The organism is Sphingomonas immobilis (genome assembly GCF_030580995.1).
GTDB classification, from domain to species: domain Bacteria; phylum Pseudomonadota; class Alphaproteobacteria; order Sphingomonadales; family Sphingomonadaceae; genus Sphingomonas; species Sphingomonas immobilis.
Genome location: NZ_JAUQSZ010000018.1, coordinates 1 through 18,633, shown reverse-complemented (window position 1 = coordinate 18,633; position 18,633 = coordinate 1). Strand labels below are relative to the sequence as shown.

The window sequence follows — 18,633 nt, the reverse complement described above, 5'->3', positions numbered from 1 at the left end:
TAATCCATGCCCCAGATCCGAATTTCCGAACTTCCCCTGAGCCCGGCGTTGAGCGGAGCCGAGCGGCTGCCCGCGATCCGGAGCGGCGCCAATGCCGCGGTGACCGCCGGGCAGATCGCCGCGCTGTCGCGGCCGGCGGCGATCGCGCCTGTCGCGACGCGGTGCGCATTCGCGCGCGGCTATTCCGCCACACCCAAGCAGATGATGGCGCGCACGTATCACCGCGCGCTCGACGATATTTCCGCGCTGCAGATCGTCGAGGCGAACTGGTACAGCAACGCCGGCACCGAGACCGGCACCGGCGGGACGCTGAGCGTGACCGCCGCGATCGAATATCCGCTCAACACCTGCACGGCGGTGACATGGGGCGGGGCGGGCACCGGATCGGCGGCGACCAATACCAACCTGTTTTCGGATTTCGTCGCCGTCAGCATCCCGAAGGGGGCGCTGTTTGCGATCCGCCGTTACGTGACCAATGCGTCGGGCATCGTCTTTTCGACGATTTCGGACCAGACCGACCGTGGCTTCGGCATCGACGTGTTCGGTTACGCGGCATCGGGCATCGCCGACCAGACGCTGAGCGGCACGCAGGTTTCCACCGCGCAGGCGGCGGGGCTGTGCAGCTATCCGGCCGCGATCCTGGCGCGGACGCGGCGGCCGAGCTTCGGCATCGTCGGCGACAGCCGTTCGGCGGGCGCGATCACGACATCGAGCACGGCGAGCTTCGACGCATCGGGCAATGTCGGCGAGATCGCGCGTGGGCTGGCGACGGCGGGCTACGCGGCGCTCAACGGCGGCGTCTACGGCACGCAGGCCGCGCAGTTCGTGGCGAGCCATGCGCGGCAGGTCGAGATCCTGCGCTATTGCCCGTACATCGTACTCGAACATGCCATCAACGACGTGACCGCCGGGCGTACCGCCGCGCAGATTCAGGCCGATCTGACGGCGATCGCCGGCTATTTCCCCAATGCGCGGATCATCGTGTCGACCACGCCGCCGGTGACCAGTTCGACCGACGGCTGGGCGAGCCTCGCCAATCAGACGACACACGCCAACAATGCGGTGCGCGTCGCGGTCAATACGTGGAAGCGTGGCGTGCCGCAGCCGTTCTTCGATTGCTGGGATGTCGCCGATACGGTGGAGAGCGCCCGCAATTCCGGGCTGTGGAAGCCGAACTTCACGCTCGACGGCACGCATGAAAGCGATGTCGCCTATGCCGCAATCCAGGCGGATGCCGGCTGGGCGATGAGAACAGCGACCATTTCCGCCGCCTGATATCGGCTTTGCACTATCCGCGCATGAGGCCGTACTCCGGTGCGTCCTTGTGCGCGGGATGGTTGGCGTTCGATTAACCAGCCCTCTTCGCGGGACTTACATCTGTCCCGGTTACTGCCGCCTTCATTGATCTGGAGGCGTGCGATGTTGTGCGGCGCGATGGCTTGCTTACTAACCCAAACGGTAATGCCGGCGGCATTCATGCCGTTCGATCCGGCACTGTCCGAACAGCCGTCGCTGCGGCCGGCGGTCGTGCTGCGTCCGGTCGTGCCGGTGCCGATCGCGAACCCGATCGACGACTATGCGACCCCGCGCGGCTTCACCGAAATGTGCAGCTCCGATCCGAGCCTCTGTCAGGAAATGGCGGGGCAGGGTGAATCGCAACTGGCATTGTCCGATGCCGACCGCGTCAAGCTGATCCGCAAGGTCAACAGCCGCGTCAACCGCCATGTCCGCCAGCGCAGCGATTACGAGACGACCGGCCGTGCCGAAGTCTGGCGCCGGACCGGCATGGGCAAGGATGCTGCGGGCGATTGCGAAGACCTTGCGATCGAGAAGCGCATCCGGCTGGTCGAGGCGGGCTTTCCGGCCGAGGATCTGTATTTCGCGGTCGGCTATCGCAGCGATATCGGCCTGCACGCGGTGCTGGTCGCGCATACCGAGCGCCGCGAGATCGTGCTCGACAGCCGCTTCGCCCAGCTCGAGAGCTGGCAGAAATCGCCCTATACCTGGGTGAGCCGCCAGTCGCGCGCCGACTGGAACGTATGGACAAGCGCCGTGCCGATGACCGCCGCTGCGGCACCGATGCAGACCGCCGCGATGCGGGTGCGCACGCCGACTTCCGATTGACCGCCGCACGCTATCCCGGCAAGACTAGGTTAAGGTGCACTGCAATATCGGGTACGCCGGATAGTCAGAGTGAAAGCGGAATCGGCATGGCGCGTATTTGGTTGATCCTGTTTTTTGCTGTTTTGTTCGCCCCGGCCGGCGCGTTTGCGCAGAAGGCGGCCGAGGCTCCGCCCGCTCCCTCCGCCGCGGTGCAGGCGGCGGCCGACAACGGCAGCCCTGATTACGTGCTCGGCGTGGCCGATCGCGTGCGCATCACAGTTTATAACGAGACGCAGCTGACCGGCGAATTTCCGGTCAATAGCAATGGCTTCATTTCCTTTCCGCTGATCGGCGACGTGCGCGCCCAGGGCCTGACCGCGACCGAGCTCGCCCGCGGGCTCGAGAAAAAGCTCGGCGACGGGTATCTGATCGATCCGCGCATATCGATCGACGTGCTTACATTCCGCCCTTTCTACATCCTCGGCGAGGTCAGCAAGTCTGGCGAATACCCCTATTCCTCAGGGCTTACGGTCGTGAATGCGATCGCCAAGGCAGAAGGCTTCACGTACCGCGCCAACAAGAAATACGTGTTTCTGAAACGTGCAGGAACGACCGAGGAGCAGCGCATTCGACTCACCTCCCATCTGCTCGTTCAGCCGGGCGATACCATCCGCATCGGCGAACGATTGTTCTGATCCTGATCAAGTGGGGACGTTAAGGGGCGCAGTAAACGTCCCGAATGTTCCGATACGGATCGTACGGCGCTAGGATGTCGCGTTATTTAGTAGAAAATCTGTAACGCTTGTGTATTGTGTTTTGCTGCACTGCAAGACGACGGAGACGTGAAATGGCCAGCCCCGTGTTGTTTTTGGGCGCAATGCTATTGTTCGGGCAAGGCGCCAACGATCCCAATCAAGCGCAGGTCGATGCGCTTGCAAATCAGATTACGGTCGTCGCACAGCGGCTGCCGGACGGAACGCCGACGAATATGTATCAGGCGCAGTTCGCTGCGCTGCTCGATCAATCGCCGTATAACTGCACGATCCAGCAGCAGGCGCTTGCGCGGGTCGGTGGCCTGAGTCCTGCGGCCAAGGCCGCGGCGAAGCGGCTGGCCGACACGCTGACGCACTGCGGTTCGGGCACCGCGGCGCTTGCGTCGGGTGGTCCGGTGGGATCCGGCTTGCCGTCGTTCAGCGTCGGCGGTTCGGCCGATTACACGCCCTAATCGACTGCGCCGCCAATCGCGGTTAATTGCGTGATGCAGTTAACGAAAATCCACGATCGGGGGATCCTAAAGTGAAAAAAGCCGCTGCCTTCATAACGTTCTCGGTGGCCGCATTCGGCGCGACCGGTGCGCAGGCGCAAACGGTCGGCAACGGCTTCCTCGATTCCGAGATCCCGTTCGAGGTGGTGCGCGGCGACAACGTCAGTGTTCGCGACCGACCGCGCCCGGACTACGAGGCGGCCGGCATCCGCGGCGGCAGCATGGTCTACTATCCGTCGATCACGCTAGGCGCGGGTTACTCGGACAACGTCTACGGTTTCACGAACAATCCGGTCAGCGACGGGTTCTTCACGATCGATCCGTCGATCACCGCGCAGTCGGACTGGTCACGGCATTCGATCTCCGTCGACGCCGGTGCCAGCCTGCGCCGCTTCGCGACCGCAGACAACAAGAACGAGGACGGTTACCGCTTCGGCGTCGCCGGCAAGCTCAACATCGGCGACAGCTACATTGCCGCACGGGGCCGCGTGCGGCGCGCTTATGAGTCGCAGATTTCAGGGTCGTTCACAGCAAATACCGCCGCGTCGGTTCCGTACGTGATCAAGACCGGCGAACTGCGCGGCGCGTATCAGGGCGCGCGCATGCGGCTGGTCGGCTTTGCCGATTACAACAAGATTGATTTCGTCAACACGCCGTCGATCATCGGCGGCATCGTCGATCAGAAAACCCGCGACCGTGCGACCGAGCGCGGCGCGATCCGGCTGGAATATGCGGCGACGCCGGGCACCTCGGCTTTTGTCCAGGCATCGATTTTCGGCACGCAATATGACACCGGCCGCGCGCTCGGCGGCGCACAGAACCGTGATTCGACGGGCTTTCGCCTGCTCGGCGGCGCTACGTTCGATCTGACCGCAGTGGTGCGCGGCTGGTTTGGTCTCGGCTACACCAAGCAGGTCTATGATTCGCCGGTCTATCCGACGATCGAGGGCGTTGCCGGCGATATTCGCATCGAATATTTCATGACACAGCTGACGACCGTGACCTTCACCGGCCGCCGCACGATCGAGGACGCGGTCACGCCGGGTTCGGGCGGCTATTTCGCGACGTCCGGGCGTGTCCGTATCGACCATGAGCTTCTGCGCAATGTTTTGCTCAACGTCGATGGCGGCGTCGAATGGGACGATTTCAGCGGGATCACGCGGCGCGACAAATTGTGGACCATTTCGGGCGGCGGCAACTATCTCCTCAACCATCAGATGGGTATCTCCGCCGGGATCTCGCACATCGCTCGTGATTCGAAAGGGGCGCCGCTCGGTCAGATTTTCGATGAGACCCGCGGCACCGTCGGTTTCACCTTTCAGCTCTGATATGGCCGGTTCCGGCCAAGGACAGTAAATGAACGTTCAAGCGACATCTGACCGCGCTCTCTCCGCAGCCGAACTCTCCGGTGTCCCGCAGACGTCGGCGGGGCTCGACTTCGCGGCGCTCATCGCGCTGGTTCGGAGGCGCTGGCCGCTCGTCGTCATCATCACAGTCATAGTCGCGATGGCGGCGGTCGCGGTGTCGCTGCTGATTACGCCGCAATTCGATGCGGTCGCGCGGCTGCGCATCAGCCCGCGCAACATGACCACGATCGAAAACAACAACGCGACCAACACGCAGCCCGAGAACGGCATCATCGACAGCGAAATCTCGATCATGCGCTCGCGCGACATCGCCGAGGCGGTCGCGAAGCGGCTTAATCTGGCGCGCGATCCGGAATTCAACCCGATGCTTGCCAAGGGTGAAGCGGCGCCGGCGGCCAATGCGCCGGTGCCTGACGGTGTCGTCGCGGGCGTGCAGGGTCGGATGAGCGTCCTGCGCGAGCCCGACACCTATATCGCGCAGATGATATTCCGGTCCGAATCGGCGGAAAAAGCGGCAGCGATCGCGAATGTCTATGCCGAGGAGTATCTGCAGAGCAGCGTCGATCGTCGCACCGGCACGGCCGGCCGCCAGGCGAAATGGCTCGAGGAGCGGCTGCGCACGCTCGGCGCCGAGGTGCAGGCCGCCGACGCGCGGGTCGCGCAATACCGTTCGCAGGCCGGCATTGTGCAGGGCGGTACTCAGGGCACGATCACCGACCAGCAGGTCGCGCCTTTGTCGAACCAGCTCGCCACGGCCGAGGCCGCGGCTGCCGCCGCGCGCGCGAACGTGGCGGCGGCGCGCGCCCAGATGGCGCGTGGCGGGACCGAGGCGATCTCGCAGGTGCTCGGATCGACGGTGATCGCCGATCTGCGCCGCCAGCGCGCCGAACTTGCCCGCGACGGTGCGCAGATCAGCGCACGCTACGGCCCCAAGCATCCCGAATCGATCCGCATCGCCGAGCAGCTTTCCGGCGTGGACCGTCAGATCGACGCCGAAGCCCGCCGCATCATCGGTGGCCTCGAGGCGGATGCACGCGCTTCCGAAGCCGGTGCCAGCAGCCTGCGGTCGCAGCTCGCACGGCTGAAGTCCGAGCAGGCCGGCGACACGCGCGCAGCCGTCACCGCCGACAGCCTTGCGCGTGAGGCTGAAGCGAAGCGGACTATCTACAACCAGCTTGCCGCGACCGCCCAGCAGACCAACCAGGAAACGCGCAGCTCCGAGCCGCAGGGAACGATCGTCGAGCGCGCCGCCGTTCCGGCGCGGGCAACCTGGCCGAACCGGATTCTGTTCGGCCTGTTCGGCGTCCTGCTCGGCGCGATACTCGGCGTGCTTGCGGCGCTTGTGCTCGAACTGATGTCGACCGGCATCCGCACCGTCGACGATGTCGAGCGCACGCTGGGCATCCCGCTGCTGACGTCGCTGCCCCTGCTGACCAAGCGGCGCCTGGGCGGCGAGGGCGGCGCTGCCATGACGCCGGCCGACTATGTCGTCGCGCGTCCGATGTCGACCTATGCCGAATCGCTGCGCACGATCCGTAATGAGGCGATGTTCCACGTCGACAAGCCGAAGCGGGTGATCTCGATCGTCTCGTCGGTGCCCGGCGAGGGCAAGACCACCACGTCGGCGGCGCTCGGCCGGATCATGGCGATGAGCGGCGACAAGGTCGTCCTGGTCGATTGCGACCTGCGGCGCGGTTCGCTTGGCAAGACGCTCAACCAGCAGCAGGATGCCGGCCTGATCGAGGTATTGAACGGCACCGCCTCGCTGGAGCAGGCGCTGGTGCGTACCGACGACGACAGCCCCGACGTTCTGCCGGTCAACGAGCCTTCGTTCACCCCGCGCGATCTGTTCAGCGGCCCCGCAATGCAGAAGCTGCTCGATGCGCTGCAGGCGCGGTACGACGTGATCCTGCTCGATACGCCGCCGCTGCTCGCAGTCGCTGAGGCACGCACGCTGGCCGGGCTTTCCGACGCGGTGGTGATGGTGATCCGTTGGGAAGACACGCCGCGCGGCGCGGTGCGCAACGCGGTCAACATGCTGCTCAAGGATCGCGTCCCGTTGCTCGGCGCCGTGCTTTCGATGATGAGCGTGAAAGCGGCGCAGGGCTCGGGCAGCGACAATCCGGCCTATTATTACAAATACTATCAGAACTACCGTCAGGAGTGAGGCGGCAGCCGGGCTTCGGACGCGGCGCTGGCTGAGACGCCCATGAGCGGTGAGGGCGGCAGTTCGTCGATGGCAGGCGCCGGTCGCCCGATCCGCGCGTTGCTGGTCGATTCGTCTTTCTTCACGCAACCGTACGACACGGCGCTCCACAATGGACTCGTCGCGGCGGGTGTGGAGGCGCACTGGCTGACGCGGCGGCTGCGCGCGGGCGAAGGCATACAACTGCCTTCCGATGCGCAGACCGCGCTCTTCTATCCGGTGAGCGAGCGCGGTGGCCCGCGTAGCGAACGCCCGCTGTCGCGACTGTTGAAGGCGGCCGAGCATCCGCTTGGCCTCGCGCGCATGGTACACCTCGCGCGGCGCTACGACGTCGTGCATGTGCAATGGGCGATGGTGCCGGCGATCGACGCATTTGCGCTGGGGCAAATCCGCACGCGCCGTCCGGTGGTGTTCACCGTCCACGATACCCAGCCTTTCAACGGCAAGGCGATGAATGCCTGGCGCACACGCGGTTTCGAACGGCTGTTCGATGTTGCCGATGCGCTGATCGTCCATACGGAAAGCGGCCGCGCGAGCCTGATCGGTGCGGGCGCACCGGCTGAGCGCATCCACGTCATCCCGCACGGCCCGCTGCCGTTGGCCGGCGCGGCGGAACCGCAGGCGCGTGGTGCGCGCTGGCGGATCGTGCTGTTCGGGCGGCTTCAACATTACAAGGGCGCCGACCTGCTGGTCGAGGCGCTGGGCAGGCTCGATCCGGCACAGCGGGCCCGCATCGAGGTGATGATCGCCGGAGAGCCGATGATCGATCTTGCTCCGTTGCGGGCGCGGGCGGCGGAGCTTGGGATCGATGGTAAGACACTGCGATTCGAGCCGCGCGTCTTTTCCGATGCGGATATGGCGGCGTTGTTGGCGGGCGCGGACAGTTTCGTGCTGCCCTACCGCGCGATCGACGCGAGCGGGGTGCTGTTCCTGATCCTCGGGCTCGGCAAATGGATCGTCGCCAGTGACATCGGCGCCTTTGCCGAGACGCTGCGCGACGGCGAGACCGGGCGGCTGATCCCGCCCGGCGACATCGATACGCTGGCGGCGGCGCTGGCCGATGCGGTCGGGCGGAAGGTCGCGCCGGGCGCACTCGCGGCGACCGGCTGGGACGCTATCGGCATCCGTACCGCCGAGCTGTATCGAAATCTTATCACTGCGCGCGGTAAGGCCGTATCTCGGTGATATCGCAGCGCAGCATGATCGTGTATGGCTGACACCAAGAGGCTTTTCGGTAGGCGCGCATGAGCAACGTCATCCTTCTCGAGTTCAACGAACTGACACCCGCGGTGATGGATCGCTTCATCGCGCAGGGGCATCTGCCCGCGTTCAAGCGGTTGCGCGACGAAAGCGTTGCCGCCGTCACCGACGCGGGCGAGGATCCGCCGTATCTGGAGCCGTGGATCCAGTGGGTCACGGTGCATACCGGCCTCAGCTATGCTGACCACAAGGTGTTCGATCTCGGCGACGGGCCAAAGCTCGAGGCGCCGCGCATCTGGGACATGATCTCAGACGCCGGACGGGCGGTCTGGGTGTGCGGCAGCATGAACGCCGCAGTGCGCGGCAACGCCATCCGCGGCCACGTCCTGCCCGATCCTTGGTCGACCGGCCTACGCCCGATCCCGGAAACCGAATTTGCCGCCTTCTTCGATTTCGTGCGCACCTATGTGCAGGAATATACGCGCGACAAGCCGCCGCTCGCCAAGTCGGACTATCTGCGTTTCGTGCGCTTCATGGTGTCGCACGGCCTGTCGCTGCGCACCGTCACCGATGCCATCCGCCAGCTCGCTGGCGAACGTAGTGGCTTGGGCAAATGGCGCCGTGCGGCGGTGCTCGACGATCTGATGTTCGACGTGTTCCGCCACGATTATCAGCGGCTGCGCCCGGCGCTGGCGACCTTCTTCCTCAACAGCACCGCGCATTATCAGCATTATTACTGGCGGAATTACGATCCCGCCGCTTTCGCGCTCGCCCCCGATGACGGCGCGCAGCAGGAATATGGCGATGCGATGCTGTTCGGCTATCAGAAAATGGACGCGCTGCTCGATCGTACGTTGCAGATGGCGGGGCCGGATACCACGGTCATCCTCTGCACTGCGCTCGGCCAGCAGCCGCTGACCGGCTATGACGAGGATGGCGGCAAGATGCTGTTCAAGCCGCTCGACACCGCCGCGCTGCTACGCTTCGCGGGCGTTGCCGAACCCTATACGATCGCGCCGGTTATGGCGGAGGAATTCCGCCTCTACTTCCCCGATGCGGCCGCTGCCGAAGCTGCCGAGGCGCAACTCGCGACGCTGACGATCGACGGCAAGCCGGTGCTCAAGGTGCGGCGGACGGAAGCCGAGCTCTATGCCGGCTGTGACGTCATCGCGCCGCCTGCGGCCGATGCCCTGATCGTGGCGGGCGGCAGCAATGAGCCGCGCCGCTTCGCCGATCTGTTCTACCCTATCGACAGCGGCGTGAAGAGCGGCATGCACCACCGCGACGGCATCCTGTGGATCCGTACGCCGGGCGTCGCACCGAGCGTGATCGAGCGATCCGTTTCGCTGCAGGAGATCGCGCCGACGGTGCTCGCGCTGTGCGGCGTCGATGCGCCCGTGGCGTTCGCGATGCCGCCGATGCCGGAAGTTGTCGTCCCGGCCACCGCGCAACTGCGCGCGGCCTGACGCGCCTCAGTCCGCGGTCTGGCGGATCGAGGCGGCGGGCGCCCATACGGTGTAGGTGTGGCGCGAGAAGGTCGCTTCGAGAACGCCGGCCGCGACGCCCGCCAAGCTGGTGATCGCGCTGAGGGCGATCGTAACAGGCTTCAGGCGCAGCAACACGCCGATCGCGAACAGGGCCGACAGCACGAGCAGGACGACGAGGCTGTTCCCCCAGCCGAAGCGCGTGACCATTGCCGCCGCAAAGGCGATGCCCGACAGCGCTAGCAGGAACGGCGACAGCCACTTGATCAGCCGGTGCGACACATAGGCATAGCGCATCATCGGCGGCATCTTCCGCAGGACAGGCCACAAGGTGCGGTGGACGTTCCAGGCCTGACAAGCGATACGGCGCTTGCGGCGATATTCCTCGCGCCAATAGACCGCGCTGCGCTCACGCACGATCACTTCCTCCGCGGTGACGACACGGTGGCCGGCGGCGAGGATCATGAGCGAGACGTAAAGATCGTCGATCAGATGCGACGGCGCCGGCTGGTACAGCGCGCGGCGAACCATGAAGAATGCCCCGTCGACGCCCATCACGCCCACGGTCGCACTCTCGACGCGCTTCAGCGCTTCCTCGAGCCGCCAGTAGAGCGAGCCCGCCGCGCTGGTCGGCGATTCGTCCTCGTTGGTGTAGACCAGCTTGGCGGTGACGCAGCCGACGCTCTTGTCGAGGAAATGGGCCGCCAGATCGACCAGCCCGGTCGCGGGCGTGATGACGTTGCCGTCGGTAAAGGCGATCAGTTCGCTTTCGCAACGCGGGACCAGCACATTGAGCCCGGCGGTCTTGCCCTTGCGCTCGTTCGAGACGACCAGATCGATCCGGTCGGCGTAAGCGCGCAGCAGCTCAGGCGTATCGTCGGTCGCGCCATCGACATAGACGTGGATCGTGGCCGGGCCGTAGCGTTCGGCCATGACCAGCATGTTCTCGATCTTGGTGACGATAACGCGGGATTCGTTGAACACCGACATGCACAGTGCCAGCGTCGGCCGGAATGTAGGATCGGAGGCTGCGACGGGGCGGTTCTTCGTGCCGATGAAGAACAACGATAGCGGATAGGTGAAAAACGGATGCGCCGCGAATGCGAAGAGTATCAGCGATACGAGCAGCGTCCCCAACCAAACCAACGCCTCGACCCCTTACTACACGCAGCCAGCGAAATGGCTTTTGTCCTTCCGAGGCAAGTACGGAACACTACCTAGTCTGGACAGGCTGCCAGGTCTGATACCGTTTCCCGCGCCACGCGTCCATAACGCCGAGCATGGTTGCCCAGATGGCTCGTCCCATTTCGGACATTTTGGACAGAGGGCCGAAGCCGCCATAGATCAGCAATCCCGCTGCTCCGACGCCGAGAATCGCAAGTGCCGTAGCCCAGATCGGGCCTGCGAGTTGCAGCGTCGCCAGAACGAGAAACAGCCCGCTGAGCGCCGCCAGCGCAGCCCCGTACCAACGTATCAGCCGGTGGCTGACATATTTGTAGCCGTTGATCGGTGCCATGCGCAGCAACTGCGGCTTGAGGTGCCGGTGACTCGAATAGGCGCGGCAGGCGATGCGGCGTTTGCGGCGGAATTCATCGGAGCTTTTCTCGGCCAGTTTCTCATACGCCAATACGTCAGGCGCGCTGACCAAACGCAAGCCGGCAAAGACGATCGACATGGATACGATGAAATCGTCGAGCAGATGAGCGGGCACTTCTGGATAATACGCGCGGCGCGTCGCGAAGATCGATCCGTCGGCACCCATCGTCGATCCCGAACGCGCCTCGTTCTTCTTGATATATTCCTCTAGCCGCCAATAGAGTGAGTTGACCTCGGCGGTCGCGCTCTCGCCCGGGTTGACGTAGACCAGAGTGCCGCACACTCCGCCCACCGCCGGATCGGAGAAATAGCGCAACAGGTTCGGCACGGTCGCGGGGTCGAGAATCACGTTGGCGTCGGTGAAGATCATCACCTCCGTATCCGAATGTGCGACCAGCCGGCGCATTCCCAGCGCCTTGCCGGTGCGCTCAGGTGCGGCGTGTACGTCGATCAGATCGCTGTTGGCCTGCAGCAGCTCCAGCGTGCGGTCCGTGCTGAGATCGACATAGGCCTTGAACTGGATGTTCGGCACAACCTCGCGGATGGCGCGCAGGTTGGCGATCTTCTCCGGCATGCTCGCTTCCTCGTTGAACGCGGAAAAGACGAGCGTCGCCGTCGGCAGGTCGTTCCGATCACCGAACCGGATAGGTACGGAACGGAACAAACGCAGCGACAGGGGATACGTCACGTAAGGATGCAGGAACAGCAATACGCTGATCAAACCCAGCATCAAGAAAACCACGGCACATCCCCATTGCCTTGCTGCAACGCAGCTAGCATTTGGCGCGCGCGTTGGCGACCTAATATCGTCACGCCCGCCACTTAGCCATCGATCATCGCATTCTCTACATTGTGCGGAAGCGAGATTGCTTGCTCAACCATCATGGCGTGTGCTGAATCGGGACGCCGCGCAGATGCGTGCAGGGGATGAGACGATGGCGAGGCAATTTGGCGGCAGCCCGCTATACGACTATGAAATTCGCCGCCGCCGCTTGCCGCTTGCCGGTTCCGCGGCGGTGCTGATCGCGGTGGCGCTGCTATATGCGCAGATGCTCGCGCTCGGTGGAGATTCGGCGGCGCTCGCCGCGTGCGCCGCCGCCGCCGCCGCCGTGCTGGCACCGGTCGTGCTGCTGCTGATGCGACCTGCCGAATCGATCCTGGTGCGGGCGCTGCCCTGCGTCGGCCTTTTGCTGCTGGCGATGCTGTGGGCGGCTCTCCCCGCGACCGGGCTGGCGGGGTCGGCGGTTCCGCGTCCGGCGCCGGACCTGCTGCCGCTCGAGCTTGCGAAATTCGTTGGGTTCGTCGCCTGCGTCGTGATCGGCGTCGCGATCGGGTCAGGTGTCGGCGCGACGCGGCGCTTCTGCGATCTGTTCGTCGTGTTCGGGCTTGCCTACGTGCTGTTGTCGCTGTGGATGCTGCAGGAAAATCCAGGCGCGGTATGGGGCATTGCGCGGGCGGACTGGCGGCCGCGCTTCAGCGGCACGATGTTTAACGCGAACGTCGCAGCCTGCGTTTTCGCCGTGATCGCCATCGTCGCATGGGGGCGGCTACGTGTCTTGCTGAAGCCGCGGTCACGCGCGCGAACGACGCTGCACATCAGCTATACCGTCGTCGTCGCGTTCGCGGCGGCGATGGCGACGGCGGCCTGCGCGATGACGGGATCGCGCTTCGTGCTGGTCGTGTTGATGGCGGCGACGTTGATCAGCCTGGCAGGTGCGGCGCGCGATCTGTTGCGGTCGCATAACCGCAATCCCTTGATACCGATGCTGGCGTTGGGCGTGGCGGTTGTGGCGCTACTGCTGATCTTCGGCGAGCCGGTGTTCACGCGCTTTCGCACCGCGTCGACCGATCTCGATCTGCGGATGTTCGCGATTCCGCATTTCGCCGGTTTGGCGACGACGTCGCCGTGGTTCGGCTACGGACTGGGTGCGTTCGAGGCGGCGCATCTCGCATCGCTCGATCCGCAGAGCGCACCCGTCGTGTGGAGCTTCGGCGCGGCGCACAATGCGCTGGTCGAGGCGGCGATCGAGGGTGGTTGGCCCTATGTTGCGCTGATCTCGCTTGCGGTGGCGTACGTCCTGTGGCGTGTCGCCCGCGCTGCCCGGCGCGGGCCGGGCGATGCCATCACCACCAGCTTCGTAACCGCGCTCGCCGCGATCCTGCTGTGCGCGATGATCGATATCGCGCTGAGCTTTCCGGCTGTTGCCGCCATGTCCGCGACGATGTTGGGGCTGGTGCTCGGTCGCGCGGAGCGGACGCTGCTTACGGTTCGGGATCAGCCGGCATGAGCCGCTGGAAGCGCGCGGCGGCGGCGCTGTCGCCCAATATCTTCTCCACCGCCCGGCGGTCGGCATGCTCGATCGTGCCATACCAGACTGCCTCGCGCAGCACTGCCTCGCGCACGGCGGGATCGAGCGCCGCCCAGTCGCGCGCTGCGTAACCGATCCGCCACAACGCGGATCGACGCAGATAGGGCTGAACGTAGCTGTCCGCGAGCGCGCGCCGTGCCTCGCCCGCATCTCCGGCGGTATCGGCGAGATAGGCGCGCAACACCTCCGCCTCGCCCCAGGCGGGCCGCGCGGCGATCGCCCGGCGTGCGTGGATCAACCCGGCCTTCGCCATCCGCATCTGCGTATCGCCGTCGGCAAGCGCCGCATAGCCGCGCGCGATCGCCAGCTCGTAGCGCGCAGAACATGGCGACGAACAGGCATCCGCACCCGCCAGCGTCGCGCCGAGGGCGTCGGGATTGGGAACGCCGTTCTTGTCCGGCACCGATGCGCGCATCAGCGCGGCGAGCGCGATCTCGTTCCTCGCCACGATCCCGCAACCGAGCGCGGCGAGCGACAACAGGATGACGGACAGCGGCAGGACGATGCGGCGCGGCCTGGTCAATTCCTGACATACTCGAACATGAGGAGCTTGATCGACAGCTGCCGCGCGCGGTGATCCGCGAGCTTCCAGCCGAACAGCGCCAGCGCGGCGATCGCCACGAACAGAATCGGGGGTGCCGGCATCAATGTCATAATGGCGGCGATGACGGCGGAAACGCCCATCGCGCCCGAAAATATCGGAAAGCCGCGCACCAGCCGTTTGCGACCGTTGCGGCGACGCGCCGGCAGGGCGGCAAGAACGATGATGCCAAGCGCCGCCGCAAGCGGCACGATCGCCGCTGGCGGGCTTACGGGCCAGACCAGAACCGTGACCGCGACACTGGCGAGGCCCATCAACGCCGCATAGAATCTGGCGAACTTCATTGCGCGCGTCCCAGAATCATCGCCCGGCCCTTCGTTCGCCGAACACGAATACAGGCGCTAACATGATCTTGTGCGGTGCGGCAATCACTGTTCGGGCGGCCCCGAGTGTCAGATCGGCTGAAGCAGGAAGTGCGCGCCGAGTACGCGGAGCGTGTCGCTGCCATAATGCGCGAAATCCTGGTGGACGGATACGCGATCGAACTCCTGAGCGTCGCCGGTCCATTCGTCGCATGCTACGATCCGAAAGCTGTTCTTTTCGAACAGCCGGATGAAATCGGGCGTGCGCAGCCGGTTCTGGTAATGGATGCCTGGGTTGAGGAGGGTCCAGGTGCGCCTACCGAAGCGGACGTAATTGTACGACGTGATTGACGGGTCGGCGTGCGCGTAGTGATCCGAATAGTCGATCGTGTGGCGCATCATGCCGTCTGGCGCGATCACCCTGCGGCATTCGGCGAAGATAGCGTCGCAGATCGGCTCCGGCACATGCTCGAACACGCTCGTTGTGGTGACGACGTCCACCGATCCTGCCGTGAGCCCGGTCGCCCGGCCGTCGAACGGCGCAAGGTAGCGGATGCCGTAGAGGCGTTCCAGATCGGCATCGAGAGTAGTGTCGCTGACTGGCGCTTCCGGCACGCGAATACAGCCGGGGGGCGGATCTTTCTGCAGATGCGCGATCACCGCGTTGATCGTTTCCGCGCGCGCCCAGCGGCGCACGTCGATCGCGATCTGGTGATTGAGGCCGTAGCAATAATAGACCATGTTCGCGTAGAGATCCCACCCCGCGCCGAATTCCAGCAGAGTCAGCGTTCCCACGTCGCTGCGCGTGGCGACGATCGTCTGCGCGTGGCTGATCTGGACTTCCGCGCTCTCGATCGTGGGAGAGAGCGGGCGCGGATAGGATTTGGTGACGTAGCGCTGGAAAAGGTAATAGACCTTTTGGCCTGCCGGCATTTTATCGAAAAGATTGAAAGCGACCGCCTTGGCGATCCAGTTCACCCTGGCTTTGCGTACTGCGACCACTTCAGCCCCCGGATGTTGCGCGCGGCCCGTAAAGACGCCGTAAGCCGGGCACGTTGTGCGTATGCGAAAGGCGTCGCCGCCGCAATCGCTCGTCGGCGAAATTTCACGCCGAAAGCGGGACGATGACGTTGCCACCGAAATGCACCGCGCTTACTATCGGGATTTATATGCGTTGTTTGAATAATGATTTCATTAATCACGTTAAATCATGTCGATATTTCAGATAAACTTTGATTATTTCGACATTGAAATGATAGTTATACTGTCTCAAGAGTATGTAAAACGATACATTAACTACCATGAGTACATGCTAATTAACTATTAACACTGAACACACTTTAAGACCTGCTGCGTAGATACGCTCTCGATAAGACGATCGAGGTGGGTCAGTGACGCTTTACGGATTTCATGTAGGGAACGATGCGAGTGCGGTGGGTCGTGCGTCTGCGTGGCTTGGTGCGGGTGTGGACATTGTTGCGGCGAACACGGGTCGGGCGAGCTGGTCGGACTGGGTGAGCAGCATCGGGTGGCAGATCGGCAACATGAAGTCGGTTGCGGCGACGTCTGCGTTGCGGTGGACGATCCCGATGTTTGCGAACGGGGGGACGCTGCAGGATGCGGCGGCGGGCAAGTACAACAGTTACTACGTGCAGGCGGCGCAGAAGCTGGTGGCGGCGTATGGGACGGGCAGCGACATCATCGTGCGGGTGGGCGAGGAGTTCAACGCGAGCTGGATGCCGTGGTCGGCGACCAGTGATCCGGCGAGCTATGCAGCGGCCTACCGGCAGTTCGTCGATGCGTTCCGCTCGGTATCGGGCAATTTCAAGTTCGAGTGGAACGTCAACGTGGGCGGGACGATGGACCCGGCGACGGCGTATCCGGGCGACAAGTACGTCGATTATATCGGCATGGATTTCTACTGGGACAGCAAGCAGAGCTGGAGCATCAAGGATCCGGTCCAGGCGTTCAACTATTACAAGAACACCAAATACGGCCTGCAGTGGCTGGAGACCTTCGCGGCGGCGCACGGCAAGCAGTCGGCGTACAGCGAGTGGGGGGTCAACTCCGAGAATGCGAGCGCGTTCGTCACCTTGGTGAAACAGTGGTTCGACAGCCACGACGTGGCGTACGAGCTGTACTGGGACGTCAACTCGGCATTCGCGGGTCAGCTCGACAACGGCCAGTACGGGGCGACCGGGGATACGTTCAAGGCGCTGTTCGGCGCGGCGGCGCTGAACGTGTCGAGTGCGGTCGATGCGGTGCTGTCGGCAAAGGCGCTGACGCTGACGCTGAGCGGGGCGGCGAACGCGCTGGGGACGGGCAACGATCTTGCCAACACGCTGACCGGCAATGCGGGCGACAACGTGCTCGACGGCAAGGGCGGCAACGATATCCTGATCGGCGGTGCGGGCAACGACACGCTGACCGGGGGTGCGGGCAACGACACGTTCGTGTTCGCGCGCGGCAGCGGCAAGGACGTGATCACCGACTTCGGCGCGAACGGCGACAAGGACGCGATCGACATATCGGAGTATCTGACCGCGGGCCTGAAGCCGACGCTGACCAATGTTGGCGACGACGTGCGGATCGGCTTTGCAAGCGGCGAGACGATCCTGGTGAAGGGTGCGCAGGCCGAAGGTCTGGTGGCGACGGCGACGGGCTATGCGCCGGGGCTTTCGTTCATCAACCAGTCGGGCGGCGACCAGGCGAGCCATGCGTTCCAGCTGTGGGGCCAGGCGGCGGACGTGGTCGGCAAGGCGGGCGACAAGGATTACTTCACGATCGACCTGGCCAAGGGTGCCGACACGCGGATCACGCTGAACGGGCTGGGCTCGGGGCAGGGGACGCTGGCGGACGGCAGGATCAGCATCTACGACGCCGCCGGCAATCTGGTGGCGAGCGACGACAACAGCGGCTCGGGCAACGATGCGCTGGTGCGGTTCACGGTGCCGGCGACGGGCACCTATTATGTGGTGGTGGAGGCTGCCGACGGCGGCACGGGCACGTACAAGCTCAACGCGACGAACTACAATGTGGTGGCCGACACCGGGACGCACGTGCTGACGGGCACGGCGGGCAACGACGTGCTGATCGGCGGTCGGTTCGACGACACGTTCACCGGCGGCAGCGGGGTGGACGTGTTCAAGGTGGGGCTGGGCGCGGGCCACGACACGATCACCGACTTCGGTGCGGGCGGTGAGGCCGACATCCTCGACATCGCCGCGTATCTCGACGCCGGATACAAACCCACGCTCACCAACACCGGCAACGACCTCCAGATCAGCTTCGCAACCGGCGATACCATCACCCTCAAAGGCATCTCCAACGATAACCTCAAGGTCACGACCGACGGCTATACCTTCACGGCTAGCGTCCCGTCGCAATCGTCGGCGGTGACTGGCAAGGTCGCGGCCGATCAGGGCAAGGTTGGCATACCCACGTCTGCGATGCCGTACGATTTCAACGGCGACGGCCGCGCCGATGTCCTGATGCGCAACGCCAATGGCGACGTGAGCATGCTGCTCTCCAACGGGACGTCGCTGGCCGCCTCCACGTATCTGCGCAACGTCACGAGTGACTTCAGCATCATCGGCTCGGGTGATTTCAACGGTGATGGCAAAGCCGATATCCTGTGGCGGCAGCAGTCCGGGCAGATCAGCGACTGGCTATCGACCGGCACCGGCTTTGCCGAGAATCCCGCCTCGATCCGTTCGCTTTCGACCGATTGGAAAGTGGCCGGCATCGCCGACTTCAACGGCGATGGCAGGGACGATATCCTCTGGCGCAACGCGAACGGTCAGGTGATCGACTGGCTGTCGAACGGCACCGGCTTCTCCGACAATTCCGCATTCTCGCGGCAAATCGGCAACGACTGGCAGATCGTCGGGACGGGCGATTTCAACGGCGACGGCAAGGCCGATATCATCTGGCGCAACAGCGGCGGCACGGTCGCCACCTGGATGTCGAACGGGACTGCGTTCACCGACAACAGCGTCATGCGGCCGATGGGCACCAGTTGGTCGGTCGCCGGGACGGGCGATTTCAATGGTGATGGCAAGACGGACATTCTCTGGCGCAATGCCGATGGCGCGGTGACGACCTGGCTCTCGGCCGGCATGTCGTTCGTTGATGGCGGCGT

15 protein-coding genes are annotated in these 18,633 nt (G+C 64.4%); 10 read left to right on the top strand and 5 right to left on the bottom strand.

Features of this window, described 5'->3' with window-relative positions; all coding sequences use genetic code 11:
- Positions 1-6 precede the first annotated feature (6 nt).
- The 8 genes from Q5H94_RS19870 to Q5H94_RS19835 all read left to right on the top strand — a co-directional run bounded on the left by Q5H94_RS19870 (position 7) and on the right by Q5H94_RS19835 (position 9,606).
- The gene (locus Q5H94_RS19870; RefSeq protein ID WP_304563003.1) at positions 7-1,275 is read left to right on the top strand and encodes an SGNH/GDSL hydrolase family protein; all 1,269 of its coding nucleotides are present in this window, start codon (positions 7-9) and stop codon (positions 1,273-1,275) included.
- A 201-nt stretch (positions 1,276-1,476) separates the two neighbouring features.
- Positions 1,477-2,124, top strand: a complete 648-nt coding sequence (locus Q5H94_RS19865) for a transglutaminase-like cysteine peptidase (protein ID WP_304563002.1) — start codon at positions 1,477-1,479, stop codon at positions 2,122-2,124.
- Positions 2,125-2,210: 86 nt separating this feature from the next.
- Complete coding sequence (locus Q5H94_RS19860; protein ID WP_304563001.1) at positions 2,211-2,798, top strand: polysaccharide biosynthesis/export family protein; 588 nt, start codon at positions 2,211-2,213, stop codon at positions 2,796-2,798.
- A gap of 152 nt (positions 2,799-2,950) precedes the next feature.
- Entirely contained in the window at positions 2,951-3,328 is a 378-nt protein-coding gene (locus tag Q5H94_RS19855) for a hypothetical protein (RefSeq protein WP_304563000.1), read from the top strand.
- 71 nt (positions 3,329-3,399) lie between these two features.
- Positions 3,400-4,695 (top strand): outer membrane beta-barrel protein, encoded by a 1,296-nt coding sequence (locus tag Q5H94_RS19850; protein WP_304562999.1) that lies wholly within the window; start codon positions 3,400-3,402, stop codon positions 4,693-4,695.
- Between the two features lie 28 nt (positions 4,696-4,723).
- A complete protein-coding gene (locus Q5H94_RS19845; protein WP_304562998.1) occupies positions 4,724-6,901 on the top strand; it encodes a GumC family protein in 2,178 nt (725 codons plus the stop codon).
- Between the two features lie 42 nt (positions 6,902-6,943).
- Positions 6,944-8,125 carry a glycosyltransferase family 4 protein gene (locus Q5H94_RS19840; protein ID WP_304562997.1) on the top strand — a complete coding sequence of 394 codons (1,182 nt, stop codon included), beginning with the start codon at positions 6,944-6,946 and terminating at the stop codon, positions 8,123-8,125.
- A gap of 59 nt (positions 8,126-8,184) precedes the next feature.
- Positions 8,185-9,606, top strand: coding sequence for an alkaline phosphatase family protein (locus Q5H94_RS19835; protein WP_304562996.1), 1,422 nt, complete (start codon positions 8,185-8,187; stop codon positions 9,604-9,606).
- 6 nt (positions 9,607-9,612) lie between these two features.
- Here the strand turns inward: Q5H94_RS19835 and Q5H94_RS19830 are convergent, their stop codons facing one another.
- Both Q5H94_RS19830 and Q5H94_RS19825 read right to left on the bottom strand, forming a co-directional pair.
- Complete coding sequence (locus Q5H94_RS19830) at positions 9,613-10,770, bottom strand: glycosyltransferase (protein WP_304562995.1); 1,158 nt, start codon at positions 10,768-10,770, stop codon at positions 9,613-9,615.
- A gap of 67 nt (positions 10,771-10,837) precedes the next feature.
- On the bottom strand, positions 10,838-11,950 hold the full coding sequence (locus Q5H94_RS19825) for a glycosyltransferase (protein WP_304562994.1): 1,113 nt from the start codon (positions 11,948-11,950) through the stop codon (positions 10,838-10,840).
- 205 nt (positions 11,951-12,155) lie between these two features.
- Between Q5H94_RS19825 and Q5H94_RS19820 the strand changes: the two genes are divergently transcribed.
- The gene (locus Q5H94_RS19820; RefSeq protein WP_304562993.1) at positions 12,156-13,508 is read left to right on the top strand and encodes an O-antigen ligase family protein; all 1,353 of its coding nucleotides are present in this window, start codon (positions 12,156-12,158) and stop codon (positions 13,506-13,508) included.
- Here Q5H94_RS19820 and Q5H94_RS19815 read toward each other — a convergent pair.
- The 3 genes from Q5H94_RS19815 to Q5H94_RS19805 form a co-directional block, all read right to left on the bottom strand.
- The gene (locus Q5H94_RS19815) at positions 13,483-14,112 is read right to left on the bottom strand and encodes a hypothetical protein (RefSeq protein WP_304562992.1); all 630 of its coding nucleotides are present in this window, start codon (positions 14,110-14,112) and stop codon (positions 13,483-13,485) included. The genes Q5H94_RS19820 and Q5H94_RS19815 overlap by 26 nt on opposite strands.
- Positions 14,109-14,474 (bottom strand): hypothetical protein, encoded by a 366-nt coding sequence (locus Q5H94_RS19810; RefSeq protein ID WP_304562991.1) that lies wholly within the window; start codon positions 14,472-14,474, stop codon positions 14,109-14,111. Before Q5H94_RS19810 ends, Q5H94_RS19815 begins: the two co-directional genes overlap by 4 nt.
- Positions 14,475-14,582: 108 nt before the next feature.
- Positions 14,583-15,425, bottom strand: coding sequence for a methyltransferase domain-containing protein (locus Q5H94_RS19805; RefSeq protein WP_304562990.1), 843 nt, complete (start codon positions 15,423-15,425; stop codon positions 14,583-14,585).
- Between the two features lie 581 nt (positions 15,426-16,006).
- Between Q5H94_RS19805 and Q5H94_RS19800 the strand changes: the two genes are divergently transcribed.
- Positions 16,007-18,633 (top strand): FG-GAP-like repeat-containing protein (locus Q5H94_RS19800; RefSeq protein ID WP_304562989.1); only part of this gene is annotated, 2,627 nt, incomplete at its 3' end.

Bases quoted from the DNA above. Each gene is read 5' to 3' on its own strand.
- Q5H94_RS19870 (WP_304563003.1), top strand. From the start codon at position 7: ATGCCCCAGATCCGAATTTCCGAACTTCCCCTGAGCCCGGCGTTGAGC.
- Q5H94_RS19865 (WP_304563002.1), top strand. From the start codon at position 1,477: ATGCCGTTCGATCCGGCACTGTCCGAACAGCCGTCGCTGCGGCCGGCG.
- Q5H94_RS19860 (WP_304563001.1), top strand. From the start codon at position 2,211: ATGGCGCGTATTTGGTTGATCCTGTTTTTTGCTGTTTTGTTCGCCCCG.
- Q5H94_RS19855 (WP_304563000.1), top strand. From the start codon at position 2,951: ATGGCCAGCCCCGTGTTGTTTTTGGGCGCAATGCTATTGTTCGGGCAA.
- Q5H94_RS19845 (WP_304562998.1), top strand. From the start codon at position 4,724: ATGAACGTTCAAGCGACATCTGACCGCGCTCTCTCCGCAGCCGAACTC.
- Q5H94_RS19840 (WP_304562997.1), top strand. From the start codon at position 6,944: ATGAGCGGTGAGGGCGGCAGTTCGTCGATGGCAGGCGCCGGTCGCCCG.
- Q5H94_RS19835 (WP_304562996.1), top strand. From the start codon at position 8,185: ATGAGCAACGTCATCCTTCTCGAGTTCAACGAACTGACACCCGCGGTG.
- Q5H94_RS19825 (WP_304562994.1), bottom strand. From the start codon at position 11,950: ATGCTGGGTTTGATCAGCGTATTGCTGTTCCTGCATCCTTACGTGACG.
- Q5H94_RS19820 (WP_304562993.1), top strand. From the start codon at position 12,156: ATGGCGAGGCAATTTGGCGGCAGCCCGCTATACGACTATGAAATTCGC.
- Q5H94_RS19810 (WP_304562991.1), bottom strand. From the start codon at position 14,474: ATGAAGTTCGCCAGATTCTATGCGGCGTTGATGGGCCTCGCCAGTGTC.
- Q5H94_RS19805 (WP_304562990.1), bottom strand. From the start codon at position 15,425: ATGCCGGCAGGCCAAAAGGTCTATTACCTTTTCCAGCGCTACGTCACC.